This window comes from Flavobacterium sp. UBA6195 (assembly GCF_002422095.1).
In the GTDB taxonomy this organism is placed as follows: domain Bacteria; phylum Bacteroidota; class Bacteroidia; order Flavobacteriales; family Flavobacteriaceae; genus Flavobacterium.
The window spans coordinates 24109-44184 of record NZ_DITB01000032.1 but is presented as its reverse complement, the minus strand read 5'-3'; the positions used below and the strand labels follow the sequence as shown (position 1 = coordinate 44184).

At 31.7% G+C, this 20076-nt stretch carries 17 protein-coding genes; 9 read left to right on the top strand and 8 right to left on the bottom strand.

Annotated elements, in window-relative coordinates; all coding sequences use genetic code 11:
• Window positions 1-69 precede the first annotated feature (69 nt).
• The 3 genes from B4I81_RS02455 to B4I81_RS02445 all read right to left on the bottom strand — a co-directional run bounded on the left by B4I81_RS02455 (window position 70) and on the right by B4I81_RS02445 (window position 3744).
• Window positions 70-699, bottom strand: a complete 630-nt coding sequence (locus B4I81_RS02455) for a hypothetical protein (RefSeq protein ID WP_291107022.1) — start codon at window positions 697-699, stop codon at window positions 70-72.
• 114 nt (window positions 700-813) lie between these two features.
• Window positions 814-2700, bottom strand: coding sequence for a molecular chaperone DnaK (gene dnaK / locus B4I81_RS02450; protein ID WP_291107020.1), 1887 nt, complete (start codon window positions 2698-2700; stop codon window positions 814-816).
• A gap of 144 nt (window positions 2701-2844) precedes the next feature.
• Window positions 2845-3744, bottom strand: a complete 900-nt coding sequence (locus B4I81_RS02445) for an EamA family transporter (protein ID WP_291107018.1) — start codon at window positions 3742-3744, stop codon at window positions 2845-2847.
• Window positions 3745-3892: 148 nt separating this feature from the next.
• Here B4I81_RS02445 and B4I81_RS02440 point away from each other — a divergent pair, with 148 nt between their 5' ends.
• From B4I81_RS02440 to B4I81_RS02430, 3 genes are read left to right on the top strand one after another with little or no spacing between them, the layout of a single operon-like run.
• Window positions 3893-5305 (top strand): L-serine ammonia-lyase, encoded by a 1413-nt coding sequence (locus tag B4I81_RS02440; RefSeq protein ID WP_291107016.1) that lies wholly within the window; start codon window positions 3893-3895, stop codon window positions 5303-5305.
• 3 nt (window positions 5306-5308) lie between these two features.
• Window positions 5309-6514: an SH3 domain-containing protein gene (locus tag B4I81_RS02435; protein WP_291107014.1), complete on the top strand. Its 1206-nt coding sequence runs from the start codon at window positions 5309-5311 to the stop codon at window positions 6512-6514.
• A 5-nt stretch (window positions 6515-6519) separates the two neighbouring features.
• On the top strand, window positions 6520-6894 hold the full coding sequence (locus tag B4I81_RS02430; protein ID WP_291107012.1) for a DUF2809 domain-containing protein: 375 nt from the start codon (window positions 6520-6522) through the stop codon (window positions 6892-6894).
• On the opposite strand, the gene B4I81_RS02425 is transcribed toward B4I81_RS02430, so the two are convergent.
• Together B4I81_RS02425 and nhaD are read right to left on the bottom strand one after the other, a co-directional pair.
• Window positions 6868-7302 (bottom strand): nuclear transport factor 2 family protein, encoded by a 435-nt coding sequence (locus B4I81_RS02425; protein WP_291107010.1) that lies wholly within the window; start codon window positions 7300-7302, stop codon window positions 6868-6870. The genes B4I81_RS02430 and B4I81_RS02425 overlap by 27 nt on opposite strands.
• A 10-nt stretch (window positions 7303-7312) precedes the next feature.
• Window positions 7313-8599: a sodium:proton antiporter NhaD gene (gene nhaD, locus B4I81_RS02420; RefSeq protein ID WP_291107008.1), complete on the bottom strand. Its 1287-nt coding sequence runs from the start codon at window positions 8597-8599 to the stop codon at window positions 7313-7315.
• A 129-nt stretch (window positions 8600-8728) separates the two neighbouring features.
• Between nhaD and panB the strand changes: the two genes are divergently transcribed.
• The 6 genes from panB to B4I81_RS02390 all read left to right on the top strand — a co-directional run bounded on the left by panB (window position 8729) and on the right by B4I81_RS02390 (window position 15089).
• A complete protein-coding gene (gene panB / locus B4I81_RS02415) occupies window positions 8729-9547 on the top strand; it encodes a 3-methyl-2-oxobutanoate hydroxymethyltransferase (RefSeq protein WP_291107006.1) in 819 nt (272 codons plus the stop codon).
• Window positions 9548-9549: 2 nt separating this feature from the next.
• Window positions 9550-10248, top strand: a complete 699-nt coding sequence (locus B4I81_RS02410; RefSeq protein WP_291107004.1) for an RluA family pseudouridine synthase — start codon at window positions 9550-9552, stop codon at window positions 10246-10248.
• 59 nt (window positions 10249-10307) lie between these two features.
• Window positions 10308-12311 (top strand): PAS domain S-box protein, encoded by a 2004-nt coding sequence (locus B4I81_RS02405; RefSeq protein ID WP_291107002.1) that lies wholly within the window; start codon window positions 10308-10310, stop codon window positions 12309-12311.
• A 1-nt stretch (window position 12312) separates the two neighbouring features.
• On the top strand, window positions 12313-13668 hold the full coding sequence (locus tag B4I81_RS02400) for a hypothetical protein (RefSeq protein ID WP_291107000.1): 1356 nt from the start codon (window positions 12313-12315) through the stop codon (window positions 13666-13668).
• A gap of 15 nt (window positions 13669-13683) precedes the next feature.
• Window positions 13684-14538, top strand: coding sequence for a KPN_02809 family neutral zinc metallopeptidase (gene ypfJ / locus B4I81_RS02395; RefSeq protein ID WP_291106998.1), 855 nt, complete (start codon window positions 13684-13686; stop codon window positions 14536-14538).
• A 134-nt stretch (window positions 14539-14672) separates the two neighbouring features.
• Entirely contained in the window at window positions 14673-15089 is a 417-nt protein-coding gene (locus B4I81_RS02390; protein ID WP_291106996.1) for a DUF2452 domain-containing protein, read from the top strand.
• 42 nt (window positions 15090-15131) lie between these two features.
• Here B4I81_RS02390 and B4I81_RS02385 read toward each other — a convergent pair whose 3' ends face one another.
• The 3 genes from B4I81_RS02385 to tilS form a co-directional block, all read right to left on the bottom strand.
• Window positions 15132-16667, bottom strand: coding sequence for a YifB family Mg chelatase-like AAA ATPase (locus B4I81_RS02385; RefSeq protein ID WP_291106994.1), 1536 nt, complete (start codon window positions 16665-16667; stop codon window positions 15132-15134).
• Between the two features lie 84 nt (window positions 16668-16751).
• Window positions 16752-18755, bottom strand: a complete 2004-nt coding sequence (locus B4I81_RS02380) for a protein-disulfide reductase DsbD family protein (RefSeq protein WP_291106991.1) — start codon at window positions 18753-18755, stop codon at window positions 16752-16754.
• Window positions 18752-20062, bottom strand: a complete 1311-nt coding sequence (tilS, locus tag B4I81_RS02375) for a tRNA lysidine(34) synthetase TilS (RefSeq protein WP_291106989.1) — start codon at window positions 20060-20062, stop codon at window positions 18752-18754. The genes B4I81_RS02380 and tilS overlap by 4 nt, the downstream gene beginning before the upstream one ends.
• Window positions 20063-20076 lie beyond the last annotated feature (14 nt).

The following is a 20076-nucleotide window of genomic DNA, read 5'->3' as shown; positions in this document are numbered from 1 at the left end:
ATTGAATATTAAAGATAAAGGGGAAAGTTGTAAAGCTCTCCCCTTTTTAATTTTAATAATAAACAGAATTTATCTTTTCTTTTTTGTTCCTGAAGACTTCGGAGCACCTTTTATTTCATATTTACCTGTAGTTACATTGTAAACATAAATGCTGTTTTGAGTTTTCGTTTTTAGAGCAAAACTTCCATCAGCGTTCAACACAAATTCAAAACCTTCATTTCTATTTTTTTCAACATCATGAGAAGCGGTTTTGTTAGCATCTAAAAAAACCGTTTCCTTAATATGACTCGACTTTTGAGTATTTCCTAACAAAAGCGTTTTTGATTCAATATCCCAAAGTTGATCTTCTGTAACATTACCATTTTCTTTTTTTAGTTTGGTATCAATTTTAATTTCTTCTTGCCAGTTTACATGATAAAACTTTTTTCCTTGCGTTGAAAAACTTTTTACAACAAAACCAGTTGGTTTAAAATCCGTTTTTTCAAGTTTTTTTACTTCTAGTGTATCTACTTTATCTTCATTTTTGACAAAAAGAACTACTCGCTTTCCTGATTTATCAGAAATAACCTCAGCAGAAATGTTATCAACTTTCGTTAAAACAACATTTTTTGAAGCTGCTGCTTTTGCTTTTGTTTTTCCTTTTTGAGCGATTCCGATTGTTGATATTGATAAAATAAGAAGTAAAAATAGTTTTTTCATAATAGTAGGTTGTTAATTAGGTTACCAATATACAAAAAAATTAAAACGAACTATGTTAAATAAAAAAACCGAATCATTGCTGATTCGGTTTTATATTTATTTTCGATTTGAAAATTACTTCACTTCTTCGAAATCTACATCTTGCGTTTGATCTCCAGAAGCGTTTGCTTGAGGTTCTGCTTGTGCAGCTCCACCATCAGCTTGTGCTTTGTACATTTCTTCTGATGCATTTTTCCAAGCTTCATTGATTTTATCCAAAGCTGGTGTAATCGTTGCTATATCTTTAGTTTCGTAAGCTGCTTTTAATTCATTTAAAGCACTTTCGATAGCTCCTTTGTTAGCATCAGATAATTTATCTCCAAACTCTCCTAATTGTTTCTCTGTTTGGAAAATCATTGAATCCGCTTCGTTTAATTTATCTGCTTTTTCTTTTGCTAAACGATCTGCTTCAGCATTCATTTCAGCATCTTTTTTCATTTTCTCGATTTCTTCTGGAGTTAATCCTGAAGAAGCTTCGATACGAATATCATGTGATTTTCCTGTTCCTTTATCTGTAGCAGAAACTTTGATGATACCATTCGCATCAATATCGAAAGTTACTTCAATTTGAGGAACGCCTCTTGGTGCTGGTGGAATACCATCTAAATGGAAACGACCAATTGTTTTGTTATCATTTGCCATTGGTCTTTCTCCCTGTAATACGTGGATTTCTACCGATGGTTGGTTATCTGCTGCTGTAGAGAAAACTTGTGATTTTCTTGTTGGGATAGTCGTATTAGCTTCGATTAATTTTGTCATTACACTTCCCATAGTTTCAATACCTAATGAAAGCGGTGTAACGTCTAATAACAATACATCTTTAACATCTCCAGTTAAAACTCCACCTTGAATAGCAGCACCAATAGCTACAACTTCATCTGGATTAACTCCTTTTGATGGTTTTTTACCAAAGAATTTCTCCACTTGCTCTTGGATAACAGGAATACGAGTTGAACCTCCAACTAAGATTACCTCATCAATATCAGAAACGGATAAACCAGCATCTTTTAATGCTTTAGCAACTGGTTCCATAGAACGTTTTACTAAAGTTTCTGCTAATTGTTCAAATTTAGCTCTTGTTAATGTTTGTACTAAGTGTTTTGGTCCAGAAGCCGTAGCGGTTACGTATGGTAAGTTGATTTCTGTTTGAGCAGAAGCTGATAATTCAATTTTAGCTTTCTCAGCTGCTTCTTTTAAACGTTGTAATGCCATTGGATCTTTACGTAAATCAACACCTTCAGCAGCATTGAAATCGTTAGCTAACCAATCAATAATTACTTGGTCAAAATCATCTCCACCTAAGTGTGTATCTCCGTTTGTAGATAATACTTCAAAAACGCCATCTCCTAATTCTAAGATAGAAATATCAAAAGTACCTCCACCTAAATCGTAAACAGCAATTTTTTGGTCTTTACCTTGTTTGTCTAATCCATAAGCTAAAGCTGCTGCTGTTGGCTCATTTATAATACGCATTACTTTTAAACCTGCAATTTCACCTGCTTCTTTTGTAGCTTGACGTTGCGCATCGTTAAAGTAAGCTGGAACAGTAATAACTGCTTCAGAAACTGAATGACCTAAATAATCTTCAGCTGTTTTTTTCATTTTTTGAAGTGTCATTGCAGACAATTCTTGTGGTGTATATAAACGACCATCGATATCAACACGAGGTGTATCGTTGTCTCCTTTTACCACTTTGTAAGCTACTGTTGAAGCTTCTTTTGCACTTTCAGTATACTTGTTACCCATAAAACGTTTTACCGAAGCAATCGTTTTTGTTGGGTTAGTTACTGCTTGTCTTTTTGCCGGATCTCCAACTTTAATTTCTCCACCTTCTACAAATGCAATAACAGATGGCGTTGTTCTTTTTCCCTCTGCGTTTGCAATTACAACAGGTTCTCCACCTTCCATTACAGCCACACATGAGTTGGTTGTTCCTAAGTCGATTCCAATAATTTTGCTCATTTTTATACTTGTTAGATTTTAAATTTCAATTTTAAACTCGATGACTTTAATTCAATGATTGTGCCATAACGAAAAATATATAAATTTGACAGAAAACAGCTTTTGTCAGGTTTTTTGAACTGACAAAATGTCGTTTTGTTGTGATTATTTCACTCGATTCTGTCTTAGATTTTTAAAATTCGTCAGGTTAAAAACCACGATAGAAATCAAAATCAAGGAATAAGAAACAATTTGGGCAACCGAAACCGATTCTTTGAAATAGAAAATGGCTAAAAAGAAATGAATCAATGGGTTGGTGTACATTAAAATCCCAACAGTAGAAGAATTTAATCCTTTCAATGCATACAAATTCAGGAATAAAGGAATAATCGTGAAGACAATTACAATGATTAAAAGTAGCGAATAAAACAAAAATTCGGTTGGAACTGCTCCACCATAACTGGGATAAAACGGTAATAAAATAGCTGAAGAAATTACCATTTGAACGGTCAATATCAAGAATTTATCAAAATCGCTATTCTTTCTTTGAGAAACCAAATAAAATCCGAAACTTAAAGCAATTATCACACTATAAATTAAATCTTTGAAATTCCCATAAGATAATATCAAACAACTAATTACGCATAATCCTACTGCTATCCATTGCCAAACATCTATTCTTTCTTTTAATAATATAAAAGCTAAAACTGTAGTTAGAATGGGACAAATAATATACGCGAAAGATGCCGATTGCAAACTCACATGATTCACCGCATAAATGAATAAAAACCAATTTAATACAAGCAAAAGTCCGCCAACAATCGTCATGATAACAGCTGATTTTTGTTTTTTCTTGGAAAGTTCATTGAACGTTTTCTTCGCTTCAATAACCACTGATTTTCTAAAAAATAAATTAATTCCCAATAAGAAAGCCGTAGCAATAAAAACTCGGAAGAATAAAATATCTAGTGAAGCATAATCTGTTAAAGGCTTCAAAGCCAAACTGAAAAATCCCCAAATAATAAAGGCAGATAGTGCAGCTAAAAAATACTTATTTATTGGCATTACTTTTTTTTGCAAAAGAACTAAAAAAGAAGGAAATCAAATCCCAATTTTATGTTATTAATTCAAAAGATTTGTAACAATTGAACTGTTTTACGTGTTGCATAATTTCAATTTTAAAAACTATCTTTGCTATACTAAAGAACTATTTATGGAATGTATTTCTGTTTTTGATATGTTAAAGATTGGTGTTGGACCTTCGAGTTCTCACACTCTTGGACCATGGCGTGCTGCCGAACAATTTTTAAAAGAATTGCGCAATCGCAATCTAATAGATACAATAATTAGTATCAAAGTGGATTTATATGGCTCTTTATCATTAACTGGTAAAGGTCATGCTACAGATTTAGCCGTTATGTTAGGTTTAAGTGGTGCTGATCCAGAATACATTCCAGTAGAAAGTATAGATGTGATTATTTCTGCAATAAAAAACAAGAAAGAAATTTTCTTAGGCAATGAAATCATTCCGTTTTGTTTTGAAACCGATATTGTTTTCAATAGAAACTTTCTACCATTTCATGCTAACGGACTAACTTTTACAGCAAAAACCGATACCGAAACGTATTCCGAAACCTTCTACTCCATTGGTGGTGGATTTGTGGTAAAAGAAAAAGAGGACCATCACAAAGATGAAATATTACATTCTTTTCCGTTTCCCATTGAAAAAGCAGATGAACTTTTAGCTTTTTGTGCTCAAGAAAAAAAGAAGATTTCTGAAATCGTTTACGAAAACGAAAAAACCATGCGAAGCGAAGAAGAAATTCACAACGAATTACTTCGCATTTGGGATACCATGTTAGAATGTATGTACATTGGTTGTCATTCAGAAGGAATTCTCCCAGGTGGTTTAAATGTAAAGCGAAGAGCATATGACATGCACAAAAACTTAATTGGGGTTTTACCATATGAAGATCCCTATTCATGGTTACAAATCATCAGACAAACCGAAGTTAAATTTCGTCAGATTTTAAAATGGGTAAGTTGTTTTGCTTTGGCAGTAAATGAAGTAAATGCTTCGTTAGGCCGAGTAGTTACAGCACCTACTAACGGAAGTGCGGGAGTAATTCCAGCCGTTTTGATGTATTATTTGGTAATCGAAAATCACGAAGCTGGAGAAAAAGAAATCAAGCAATTTTTAATGGTGGCGGGCGAAATTGGCTCTATCTTTAAAAAAGGAGCAACTATTTCAGCAGCTATGGGTGGTTGTCAGGCGGAAATTGGTGTTTCGAGTGCTATGGCAGCAGCGGCATTGTGCGAATTGATGGGCGGAACTCCTGCTCAAGTTACAATGGCTGCCGAAATTGCCATGGAACATCACTTAGGATTAACTTGTGATCCTATTGGTGGTTTGGTTCAAGTTCCATGTATTGAAAGAAATACCATGGGTGCGATTAAAGCTATTAATGCAGCCGAATTAGCTTTAGAAACCGATGCGCTTCATGCAAAAGTGCCTTTAGATAAAGTGATTAATACGATGTGGGAAACGGCTAAAGACATGAATACCAAATACAAAGAAACTTCAGAAGGTGGATTAGCGGTTGCGGTTGGATTAGCGGATTGTTAATATATGAAAAAATTAATTTTTATCTATTCCTTTCTATTTACGAGTGTCTATTCAATTGCTCAAGACAGATATTGGATTATTAATGATACCAAATTATTTGAAAAACCATCTATAGAAAGTAAATTTTACGGTTATTTTAGATACGGAGCTGAAATAAAAATCATTGAAGATTTGAAAAATGGTTGGCTCAAAGTACAATCCGATAATTTCACCATTGGTTTTGTAAAAAAAGAGTTTATTCGGACTACTTTGAATGGAAACGATAAAATTATTGAAGATCCTTCTAACCCAATAATTAAAGGTGGTGATGCTTATTATGGTGGCAATCATTTATTTGTTACCGTAGCTGGTTTAAAAGCTAGAAGTAAACCTGATAAATTGGCTTCTGTAAGAGAAATTCTGACTAATGGTGATGCGGTTTCGGTTAGTTATTTTCCTTTAAATAAAGAAGAATGGGTTAATATTGGATATGGATTTGAACCAAATGCGGCAAAATTTGTTTTAGCAAAATATCTAGGGAAACGACCTGTTTATGAAGATTTATTGGCACAATTTGATAAACTACCAAAAACTGATGTTGCGAATAGAAAAACCATTGGAGAACGTTTAGTAGAATTAACTTGGAACAGCGGTGATGTTAATGAATTGCATGCTTTAGAACGATACCTAGAAGTAGCCAAACAATTAAATGATGAAAAATTAATTAAGGATACAGAGTTTAATATCTTAATTGCTAAAAATATAGGATTACATACAGATTTAAACTTTAAACTACTACAAGAAAAAATACAATCATCCTATTTTGAAATCTATGGTTTTAAGTTTAACAATACCGAGATTTCATTTACAGATTTGCTGAAAAAATTTGGCAAACCATCAAAAATAGAGAATGTTGAAGATGAGTGTGGCATTTATTTGTCAAATGTTTTATACCATTATTCTGATTTTATTATTAGTGTAGATCAAGAAAATAACAAAGCCGAATTGATAGAAATCTTTTTTAAACCCAATACTAAATTTTATTTTGATTCAAAATCAATATTTAGTCAACAAATTTCTGAAAAAGATTTCATTTTGAAGTATGGTCAATATTTAGAATATAGCTTTAAGAATCCTCATTTTTATAATATCTCTTTTGATTCAGGTTTTTACTCTATTTATTTTAAAGAAGGTGTTTTACATTCAATCGAAATAAATTATTATTGTTAAAGACATTGAAAAACAATAGATTATATTATTTATCAGCACTAACTATAACATTGATTTTAGGGATTTTGTCTCGAAAAATCAATGACATTCCATTGTTTATTGGAGATATTTTGTATGCTGTTTTGATTTATTTTGGGTTTCGATTTTTAATTATGGATTCGAAAAAATCAACCTCACTCCTATTGAGTTTACTTTTTTGCTTTGGTATCGAAATCTTACAATTGGTTCAAATTGATTGGTTAATTGCCATTCGGAAAACTACTTTAGGACATTACATTTTAGGTGAAGGTTTTCTTTGGATTGATTTACTTTGTTATGTAGTGGGAACTTTGATGGCTTATTATCTCGACAAATTATTTCTTTCTTCTCGTATCAATTAAATGAATAATTTGCCATTTTCCATTGTCATTGTACAAGGTAAAAGCATTGGCCCCAATGTGACTTAGATTATCATTAACATAAAATTCATAAGGTGTCCATACATGCGCTAAGTTACCGTCAATTTCAATTTTATAATCAATCAACTTTTCAAAAACTTTTACGTTACTAGGAATATTGGCTATTGAATTTAAAAAATCATTAAACTTTTCCTCAACTAATTTATTTCCTTCCTTTGTATTAGCAATTGTTTTCATAACAATATCATTATGACACAATTGTTTTAAAGCAGTAGTATCTTTAGCATGAAAGGCAATAAAAAAGTCATCAACAGTTTTCTTAGGGTTAGCTTCCTGAGCAAATGATATATTAAAAAATATTAATAGTGCTAAAATGTAGTTACTATTCATAATATAATAATTAGTGTATTATCATTACCTGTATTAAATAGGTTACAATTCCAGCTATATAACCTATAACTGCTAATGGAGTAATTTTCTTGAGGTACCACATAAAAGTTATTTTTTCTTTTTCCATAACAGCAATACCCGCTGCAGAACCAATTACTAACATACTTCCGCCTGTTCCAGCACATAAAGCGATAAATTCCCATAAAGAATTATCTATTGGATAGTCTGCCAAAGAAAACATTCCTTGTGTTGCTGCTACTAAACTTCCGTTATCAACAATTGATGATAAAACACCAATAGCAACAATCATTGAATCTGTATTAGGTAAGTTTGTGATTAGGAAATTAGCCATTTCTTTTAAAATTCCAACTTCTTGTAAAGCAAAAACCATTAATAATATTCCCATAAAATAAAGAATCGAACTAATATCTACCTTAGTTAATGCATAAGCTACTGAAAACTTGTCTTTTTCTTCCTGAGACTTATTTCTATGGTAAACAATTGAAACTAAAGACACCATAGATAGCGAAATTAAAACTCCTATAAAAGGAGGTAATCCAGTTATGGCTTTTATTACTGGCACCATTACTAAACCTAAAACACCTGCAATAAAAACACTCATACTACCTCGCATTTTTTCTTCTTGTCTTACCTGCGCCATGGATACTTGTGCTCTAAGGACTGCAAAACCTTTCATTCTAAAACCTGCAATAATAACAGGAACTAATAAAACCATGATTGAAGGTAAGATTAAGATTTTAACTATTCCAAAAGCACTTACTTGTCCACCTATCCATAATAAAGTTGTTGTTACATCTCCAATTGGACTAAAAGCTCCCCCAGCATTAGCTGCTATTACAACAATACCTGATAAAATCATTCTTATCTCACCTTTTGGCATTAATTTTCTTAACAAAGTAACCATAATAATTGCAGTGGCTAAATTGTCAAGCAATGAAGACAAAAAGAAGGTAATAAATGCAACTATCCATAACAATTTAAAAACAGATGTTGTTCTAATTCTACTTGTTATAACAGTAAATCCTTTGTGAAGATCCACTAATTCTACTATAGTCATGGCTCCCATAAGAAAAATCAACAAACCAGAAATCTCACCAAAATATTCCATTAATTTTTCAGTAACTAAATGTTGATCGTCATGGCTGTAAATAGCAATAACAACCCAACAAACTGTTCCGGTAAGTAATGCTGTAATAGTTTTGTTTATTCGAATAGGAGATTCTAAAATAACTGACAAATAGCCAAGAATTGCAACTAAGAGTAATATTGGGATCATTTTTTAATTTTTAAAACGGCACTAAATTAAAACATTATTTAACATTAATTTAATATTTGATAAATATTTTTAAGCTTTTTAAAAAAGAAAATAACATTTACTACCTTTGTGATTCAAATACGATAAAACATGTCAGTAGCAAAGAAAGATTATAAAAGAATAACAACAAGAACCTTAATAGATATGAAAGAAAATGGAGAAAAAATCTCCATGCTTACTTCATATGATTTTACAATGGCAAAAATTGTTGATTCAGCTGGAGTTGATGTTATATTGGTGGGAGATTCAGCTAGTAATGTAATGGCAGGACATGAAACAACTCTCCCAATTACATTAGATCAAATGATTTATCATGCTTCAAGTGTAGTTAGAGCTTGTGAAAGAGCCTTGGTTGTTGTCGATTTACCTTTTGGAAGCTATCAATCGGATTCTAAAGAAGCTTTGCGTTCTTCTATCAGAATAATGAAAGAAAGTGGCGGACATGCTGTAAAATTAGAAGGTGGAAGCGAAATTAAAGATTCGATTAAAAAAATATTAAATGCCGGGATTCCCGTTATGGGACATTTAGGATTAACTCCTCAATCTATTTATAAATTTGGAACATATACCGTAAGAGCAAAAGAAGATGCTGAAGCCGAAAAATTATTAGAAGATGCAAAAATGCTTGAAAAATTAGGTTGTTTTGCCTTAGTTTTAGAAAAAATTCCTGCTGCTTTAGCTGAAAAAGTAGCTAAAAGTATCTCTATTCCAGTAATAGGAATTGGAGCTGGTAGTGGTGTTGACGGACAAGTATTGGTAATTCACGATATGTTGGGTATGAATAACGAATTTAGTCCAAGATTCTTGCGTCGTTATTTAGATTTATATGATCAAATGACAAGAGCCATTGGACAATATGTTACCGATGTTAAAAGTCAAGATTTTCCTAATATTAATGAGCAATATTAATTGTGTCTACTAAAGAAATTTCAACCAAAAACAATCTTCAAATTCTGCATGAAGACAATCATATAATTGTAATTAATAAACGTGTAGGCGATATTGTTCAAGGTGATAAAACCGGAGATAAACCACTTTCGGATGTAGTAAAAGAATACATCAAAGAAAAATACAACAAACCTGGAGATGTTTTTTTAGGTGTTGTACATCGTTTAGATCGTCCAACCACTGGAATTGTTGTTTTTGCGAAAACTTCAAAAGCCCTTACTCGTTTAAATGAAACGTTTAAAAACAGAGAAACTCAAAAAACCTATTGGGCAGTTGTGAAAAATTGTCCTCCAAAAGAAAAAGATACTTTAGTTCATTTCTTAAAACGAAATACGAAAAACAATACTTCAAAAGCTTATTTGAAAGAGGTTCCAGAAAGTAAAAAAGCAAGTTTAAGTTATCAAATCATCAAGAAATTAGATAATTATTTTGTTTTAGAAATTGATTTACACACAGGAAGACACCATCAAATTAGAGCGCAACTACAAGCAATAGGTTGTCCTATAAAAGGCGATTTAAAATATGGTTTTGACCGAAGTAATACTGATGGAGGGATTCATCTGCATGCACGTAAGTTAATTTTAACCCATCCTGTTTCCAAAGAAAACTTGACATTTATAGCAAAAACCCCAAACAACGTTATTTGGAATTCAATAATTTAACATGATTCATGTTTTTTTAAAGTTTTTTCACTACATTTATTGCAAATAATTCCGATGTAATGAAGAAAACTCTACTTTCACATATTACTTCTAATCAAAAAATCAAACAACTTGAGACGGAATTAGACTACTACAAAAGTAAAGATACTTTACAAGAGAATTTTGACTATTTTTTTAATGAAACTACTGATTTAATATGCATAGCCAATTTAGATGGTTATTTTTTAAAAATCAATCCCGCTTTCACTAATACATTAGGATATACTGAATCAGAATTAATCACTAAAAAATTCATCAATTATGTCTATTCAGATGATATAGAAAAAACCTTAAATGAGATAAATAATCTCAGTGAAGGAATTAATACTATCAATTTTAGCAATCGTTACTTACGAAAAGATGGGTCCAAAATTTGGTTACAATGGATTTCAACTATCAATTTAGAAACAAAAATAGTATTTGCAATAGCTAGGGATATTTCAGGAATTAAAAACACCCAAGAAAAATTAATACTTAGTGAAAAATTATTAAATGAATCCCAAAAAATGGCTAAAATTGGGAGTTGGGAATTTGATTTAATCAGCAACAAATTATATTGGTCAGATGAACTTTACAACATTTTTGAAATTGATAAAAGTGCAAAAGAAAATTTAGCCGAATCATATAGAAGCCGATTAACTATTGAAGATATAAATCACTTAGACCAGCTTGCAGATAGAACAATTAAAGAAAAAATATCATACGAAGTAGAACATCCTTTCACACTATCTGGAAATAGAAAAAAATGGCTTTTAGGATCTGGTGAACCTGTAATAAACGAAGCAGGTGAAGTAATTAAAATAAGAGGAGTTGCCCGAGATATTACAGCACAAAAAGAAAGAGATGCTGCAATAAAAGCAAAAGAATTTGCAGAGCTTGCTAATCAGGCAAAATCAGATTTTTTAGCCAACATGAGTCATGAAATAAGAACACCTTTAAATGGAATAATTGGATTTACTGATTTATTACTAAAAACAAAACTTGATTCAGATCAACAAGTTTACATGAGTAACATCAACCAATCTGCTAATTTACTTCTAGACATAATTAATGATATACTAGATTTTTCAAAAATTGAATCTGGAAAGTTTGAATTATCTTTTGAACCTGTTAATTTAAGATCATTAGCAGAACAAGTAATAGACTTATTTAAAAGTCATGCTCTTAATAAAAAAATTGATCTAAATTTAATGATTGATCCAAATATTCCAAAATATGTTATTACAGATAGTGTAAGACTAAAACAAGTATTAGTGAATTTAATTGGTAATGCCGTAAAATTTACAAACTTTGGAGAAGTCCTCCTTCAAATTGAAATTGTCAAAAAAAATAAAAACCAATTTGTCCCCATTTGTTTCTCAGTAATTGATACAGGTATTGGAATTCAAAATCATAATTTAAACAAAATATTCCAATCATTTGTTCAAGAAGATGTATCCACAAGTAAAAAATTTGGTGGTACAGGTTTAGGTTTATCAATATCAAATCAAATTTTAGAAAAACTAAATAGTAAAATAAATGTAAAAAGTGTTGTGGGGGAAGGTAGTAATTTTAATTTTACTATTAATTTTGAAACTGCTAATAGTCTTGCCACTAAAGAACAAATTTCGGGTTATGTTGACGAGAAAAAAAATAATAAATCTAATAAACTAAGTAAAAAATTTAAAATTTTAATTGTTGAAGACAATAAAATAAATATGTTACTTTGTACAAAAATGATTCATTCCATTTTGCCTAAAAGTACAATTTTAGAAGCTTATAATGGAAAAATGGCATTAGAAATATTAGAAAATCAAAATGTAAATTTAATTTTAATGGATATTCAAATGCCTATAAAAAATGGGTATGAAACAACAATTGAAATCAGAAATAATGATAAATTTAAAAATTTACCAATCATTGCATTAACTGCGGGTATTATGATTGGAGAAAAAGAAAAATGCATTGAAAATGGTATGGATGACTTTATTTCTAAGCCATTCAAATTAATTGAATTACAAACTATTATTAATAAATATATCTAACATGAAAAGAATACAACTAATTACATTAACTATTCTATTATCAACTTCTTTATTTTCACAGGAGCATTTTAATGGTATTACTACATCTAAAAGAGTAGGCTTATTGAATGCAACAAATAACCCAGCCGAATTAGCAAATATTAATTCAAAATTTGAAGCCAATATATTTAATTTTTCAGCCGGAATTTCAAATAACAAACTATCTTTTAACGACTTAATTAAAGGAAATAATCTTGAAGACAAAATATTTGAAGGAAATGAAGCAGTAAATTTAAGAATTGATTCTCAAATATATGGACCCTCTTTTGCATTTAAATATAATAAATGGGGGTTCGGAATATATTCAGTTGCCAACATTAAGGCTAATGTAATTAATGTAAACTCTCAATTAGCTGATGCTATACAAAACGGAAATTTGAGTACTATTTTTTCTCAAACAATCATTTCATCTAACGAAAACCAAAGATTAAATGCTACTACTTGGGGAGAACTTGGGTTTACTCTAGCAAGAAATATTATAGATTTACCAAAACATAAATTAAATATTGGTACAAACTTAAGATTATTGTTTCCAGGTGCTTATGCAAATTTTTCTGCAAATAATTTCAGTGGTACTTTAGTCAATAATATGGGAAATCTATCACTTACAAATGCTTCGGCAAATGTTAATATTGCTTACGCTGGTGTTTTAGCGAATGATTATAATGATCAAGGAAATTATAACGAATTCTTCTCTCAAGGAATTAATGGTTTTGCTGCTGATTTAGCTATTAATTATCGTTTAAAAGATGAAAATGATACAAATAGTTACAAATTAAATACCGGATTATCAATTAAAAACATTGGTTCTATGACCTTTAAATCGAATAACAATCTTAATAAAAATTATTCTTTAAATGTTGAAAATTTTGAAAGTTTAGATTTAAACCAATTTGAAAATGCTGAAAGTTTATCGGAAATTGAAACTATTCTTAATGACCCTGCTAATGCTAATTATTTTCAATCAACTTCAAACACAGCTCATTATTCAGTAAAACTTCCTACTGTTATCAATGCCTATGCAGATGTTAGATTAGCAAAAAAATGGTTTGTTACAGCAAGTGTGAATCAAAAAATAAATGATGATTCTAAAAATGATTTTATAACTACACAAAATTCCTATACATTAATTCCAAGATTCACTACTAAATGGTTTGAAACATTTGTGCCTTTAGCCTCAAATGAAATTTCTGGGTTTACTAGTGGAATTGGATTTAGAGTGGGTGGATTTTTCATGGGATCTAATAGTGTTTTTTCTGCACTAGCTAATAACGGAAAACAAGCTGATTTATATTTAGGAATTCGATTTGGGTTATAATCAAAATTTGAAATTGTGAAATGGAAAGGTAGACGTCAAAGTGACAACGTAGAAGACAGAAGAGGAATGTCTGGCAGTGGAAAAGTAATTGCTGGTGGAGGTACCATAGCAATTATATTTTTTCTAGTAAAAATGTTTTTCCCTGAAGCAGCACCATTTGTTGATACTATTCAACAAAGTCAAGGTGTACAACAAACAGAACAAGTAGAACAAAGAGAACTTACTCCTGAAGAAAAGGAAATGAGAGAATTCGTTTCAACCGTTTTAGCTGATACTGAAGATACTTGGACTAAAATATTTGAAGAAAATAATTTAGGAACTTACAAACAACCTAAAATGGTATTATTTTCGGGTTCCGTTGAAACTGCTTGTGGTGGGGCAAGTTCTGCTTCAGGACCATTTTATTGTCCAGGCGATCATAAAGTGTATATGGATTTAGCTTTTTTTGAGGAGCTAAAAACCCGTTTTGGAGCTAAAGGTGGTGATTTTGCAATAGCTTACGTAATTGCTCACGAAGTGGGACATCATGTCCAAACCATTTTAGGAACTTCGGGAAAAGTTAGAAAATTACAACAAACCAAAAGTGAAACCGAAGCCAATAAATTATCCGTTTGTTTAGAACTCCAAGCCGATTTCTATGGCGGATTGTGGGCACATTATAACCAAAAATATTTAGAAGAAGGTGATATTGAAGAAGCGTTAAGTGCCGCTCATGCTGTTGGTGATGATGCCATTCAAAGTAAAATGCAAGGTCATGTTGTTCCCGATTCATTTACTCATGGTTCATCTGAACAACGTATGAAATGGTTTATGAAAGGATTCAAGTCTGGTGATATTCGATTAAGTGATACTTTTGCCGAAGAAATGTAGCTTTTCATCAATAATTTATTTTTAAAACAATTTTAGTCATTATAAGTAACTTATTTGAATATTTTTTGTACTTTTGTTTAACTTTTAATTAATTTAATTAAACAAAAAGTTGGTAAATATTCAATCATAAAAATATGAAAAATAAAATTCCAGATAATGTTGTTTTTAATGAAGAGGAAGGTTACAATGCTAGTATGCTTGCCTATCCAACTAATGTTGGAGCACCCGTAATCAAAATAGACAATATTTTGGATTGGAAAAGTGTAGGAATTAGAAAAGTTAACAAAGAATTTGAAAGTAAATTCAATGAACTTAAAGCCGAATATGAGAAGTTAATGCAAGAATATGAATGGAACGAAATTATCTACAATTCCAAATATTCTTTCGAACCCTTAATTGGTGAAACGTATCATTTATATCAATCAAATGATGGAACTCATTTCCTATCCTTGATTCACCCATCGCAATGGAATAAAGAATTTATTGGATCATTTAAATTAAATAGTGATAAAAAATGGATACATATTAGTTCCAAACAAGATTCATTTTAAAAAAAGAATTCTTCTTAAAAAAAAAGAAGAATTCTTTTTTTTTTATCCTAACCACCCTTCCCTATCCAAACTACGATACTGAATTGCCTCTGCAATATGATGCGATTGAATATTCTCAGAATTCTCTAAATCAGCTATAGTTCTAGATACTTTTAAAATTCTATCATACGCTCTAGCGGATAAATTCAAACGTTCCATCGCTGTTTTTAGTAATTGTAACGAAACCTCATCTAAAACACAAAATTCACGAATTAATTTGCTACTCATTTGCGCATTATAATGAATATGTTCAAAATTTTCAAAGCGTTGCGATTGAATCTGTCTGGCTTTTGTAACTCGCTCTCTAATTGCTACACTACTTTCTGCTTTTCGAGTTTCAGTTAGTTTTTCAAACGGGACAGGTGTTACTTCAATATGGATATCAATTCGATCTAATAATGGTCCCGAAATCTTGCTCAAATAGCGCTGCATTTCTTGAGGAGTAGAACTCACAGGTGCATTAGGGTCATTAAAATAACCTCCCGGGCTCGGATTCATACTCGCCACTAACATAAACGAAGATGGATAAGTAATCGTAAATTTCGCTCTAGAAATCGTAACTTCCCTATCTTCTAAAGGTTGGCGCATTACTTCTAAAACTTCTCGTTTAAATTCGGGTAATTCGTCTAAAAATAAAACGCCGTTGTGAGCTAAGGAAATTTCTCCAGGTTGTGGATAACTTCCTCCACCAACTAAGGAAACTGAACTCGCGGTGTGATGTGGACTTCTAAAAGGACGCTGCGCCATCAAACCTACATCTTTTGTCTTTCCAGCAACAGAATGAATTTTAGTAGTTTCCAAAGCTTCTCGCATCGTCATTGGTGGCAAAATACTTGGTAATCGCTTGGCTAACATCGTTTTTCCAGAACCTGGCGGACCAATTAAAATAATGTTATGACCGCCAGCAGCCGCAATTTCCATGCATCGTTTTATTCCTTCTTGGCCTTTAACATCGGCAAAATCGTGTTCTGGAAAGTTTAGAGTTTTTGAAAATTCTTCAGTTGTATCAATTCTTGTGGGTTCTAAGTTTCCTTTTCCTTCAAAAAATTCGATTACTTCGGTAACATTTGAAATCCCATAAACATCAATATTTTCTACTATTGCGGCCTCTTTGACATTTTGGATTGGAATCATAATTCCTTTAAAACCTTCTTCTTTGGCTTTAATAGCGATAGATAATGCTCCTTTTATGGGTTGTAAAGTACCATCAAGCGATAATTCGCCCATGATGATGTAATTTTCGATTTCTTTTGAGGTAATTTGAGAAGAAGCCGCTAAAATTCCAACTGCAATAGTTAAATCGTAAGCAGAACCTTCTTTTCGTAAATCAGCAGGCGCCATATTTACAATGATTTTTTTACCGGGAAATTGATAGGAATTGTTTTTAAGTGCAGCAGCAATTCGAAAACTGCTTTCTTTTATGGCCGAATCAGGAAGTCCAACTAAATGATAACCGATTCCTTTTTCTGTGTTTACTTCTACAGTGATTGTAGTGGCCTCTACGCCAAAAACGGCGCTTCCGAATACTTTTACTAACATGGCTTATACTTTTTAAATGGCTTATATAGATGCAAATATAGAAAAGTTTTTGAAATAAAAAATCCCGATTGCTCGGGATTTAATTTATTTTTTGAATTTTGATATTCCGTCTTCTAACCATTTTTTATATACCTCAGCATCTGGTGTATATCCAATTTGCTGGGTAATATCATTTCCATCGCTATCTAAAATAATGTAATAAGGTTGTGCATTGTTTTTATAATGAGTAATTTGATAATCGCTCCATTTGTTTCCAATCGTTACAATTTCTTTACCTGTTTCTTTTGAAACGTATTGCTCTTCTTTTGGTAATTCGCGTTTGTCATCTACATATAACGATACCAGAACAACTTGATCTTTCAAAATCGATAAGATTTCAGGTTTAGACCAAACAAAATCTTCCATTTTTCTACAATTCACACAAGCATGACCCGTGAAATCTAATAAAATTGGTTTACCTACTTTCTTAGCGTAAGCCAATCCGTCTTCATAATCGTGAAAAGCTATTATTCCATGTGGACCTGAGTGAGCATGTTCTGGAAGTGCAACTGCAGCTGGCGTGGTTCCTCCGGAAGTTCCAATTCCGTTAGGACTTTCACTATAGGTCATTGGCGGTGGAAATCCTGAAATAATTTTCAATGGAGCACCCCATAATCCTGGAATTAGATAAATTGTAAATATCGTAACGAAAATCGCCATAAACAATCTTCCAACAGATAGATGAGTCATAGGACTATCGTGTGGCAACGTTAATTTTCCAAAAAGATACGCTGCCCAAGTTCCAAAAATCGCAATCCATATTCCTATAAAAACTTCTCTTTCTAATAAATGTGCTTGCACTACTAAATCGGCATTCGATAAAAATTTGAATGCTAAAGCTAATTCTAAAAATCCTAGAGAAACTTTAACCGTATTTAACCATCCACCTGATTTAGGTAACGAGTTCATCCAACCTGGGAACATCGCAAATAACATAAAGGGTAATGCTAAAGCTGATGAGAATCCTAACATTCCTATAATTGGCGCTAAACCACCTTTAGACGCTGCTTCAACTAATAATGTTCCAACGATTGGTCCAGTACAAGAAAATGAAACAATTGCTAAAGCCAATGCCATAAAAAGGATTCCTACAAATCCTCCTCTATCGGCTTGTTGGTCTACTTTATTGGCCCATGAATTTGGTAAAACGATTTCAAATGCTCCTAAAAATGAGGCTGCAAAAAACACTAATAATCCAAAGAAAATCAAGTTAAACCAAACGTTTGTTGATAGTGCATTTAACGAATCCGCTCCAAAAACACCTGTTACTAATGAACCTAAAATAACGTAAATCAATATAATTGAAACACCATATAAAATAGCGTTTTTCTTTCCTTCTGCTTTGGTTTTACTTTGTTTGGTGAAGAAACTCACTGTCATAGGAATCATTGGGAATACGCAAGGCGTAAGTAAAGCCGCAAATCCACCAAAAAACGCTAAAAAGAAAATCGACCATAATCCTTTTTCTTCTGTTTTTGGAGCTGCAGTTGCTACAACTTCTTTTGTAGATTTTTCTGTAACTGCAGTTACAACTGCTGATGTATCAGTAGCAACAATCGTCGAATCAGTTTCTACGACTGTACTTGCTACATCCTCTGTCTTAATTGCAGGCAATTTAAAAGTAAAAGTAGCATCTTGTTGGATACATTGTTCTTTACAAGCTTGGTATTCCACATAGACCTTAATTTCTTTTAGATTGGCATTGGTAATCTTTACCGTTTGCTTGAATTGTGCAGCGTTTTCAAACATGTATTCATCAACCTCAAAGATATCGTTATATACTTTTTTGTATTTACTCTCAGTTGTTTTTCCAACTAACTGATAATTTCCTTTCTGATTTTTGTAATTAAAAACCGTGGGAAGCGAACCACCATCTGGAGTATATTGCGAAAACATGTGCCACTCATTTTCTATAGTAGCATCCATAATCAATTCAAATTCGGTAGCCGATTTTTGAACAACTTTTGTTTTCCATTGTACTGGATTCAAAATTTGCGCGTTTCCAAAAATTCCAAAAATTAAGGCGATTAAGGCAAAATATTTTTTCATTCTTCTAATACTATTTTTATGATGTTTTGTGTTGTTTCTTTACTTGTAAATCGGTCATCAGCTCGTTTTCCAACAACCCAAACAATTTGGTCTTCCGAACCTAACAACCATTGATTTTCTTTATCTAAAAGCGAGTATTTCTCATCTTTAAAATACTTACTCAACTTCTTTTTTCCACTCATTCCTGATGGATAAAAATAATCTCCTTCTTGCCATTTTCTGATGGTTAATGGAAATTTGAGTTTGCTTTCATCTACAAATATACAATTCGAATGCGTTTCAAAAATGTTAACTGCTTTATAAAACCTAAGTTTTAAGGGAATATTAACTTTATCATCTAACGACTTAATAACATAAATTTCTTCTTCATTAGATGATTTTCTTACTGAAAGGATTAATTTTTCTCGATCTTTCAACAAAAAATGCGTTTCTGAAAAAATCTGTTTTCCTGATTGTGCATCGACCAAATCATAAATATCATTCCACGCCGAAAATCCATATGATTTAAGCCATTGGTACAAATACGCTTTGTAATTTTGGAATTCAAGCAAAGGTTTCAAATGAATTTCTAATTGACTCTCTTTCTCCTCTACAACTTTTTCATAAACCAATTTAGAAGCGTCATTAACTAAACTTTCAGCTTGTTGCAAATGATGTAAAGTGTTTTGAAACGAATCTAAAAATCCGGTATTCAATTCTTTTAAAATGGGAACAATGTCGTGACGCAGTTTATTTCGGAAATACTTATCCGATGCATTACTAGAATCTTCTCGCCATTGAATTTCATTTTCTAACGCATAATTTTCAATTTCCAAACGAGAAAAAGCCAACAACGGACGAATAATGTTTCCATTTTGAGCTGGAATTCCCGTTAAACCTTCTAAGCCGGTTCCTCTAGTAAAATTGATTAAAAACGTTTCGACATTGTCATCCAAATGATGCGCGGTAACCAAATAATCCAATTGATTTTCTAACAAAAGTTCCTGAAACCATTGATAACGTAACTTTCGAGCTGCTAATTGAATAGAAAGTTTGTTTTCTTTAGAATAATTTTCAGTATCAAATCGAATGAAATAACTTTTTACTTTTAACTTTTCACTTTTTACTTTTACAAAAAGTTCATCAGCATCGCTTTCCTTCCCTCTTAATTGAAAATTACAATGTGCAATCTTAATATCATAATTCAATTGCTGAAACAAATGCATCAAAACCATACTATCAATGCCTCCACTAACAGCTAAAAGCAATTTCTTGTCTTTTAGTTGGGCAAAATTTTGTTCTATATGATTTTGAAATTTTGTAAGCATGACCAAAAATAAGG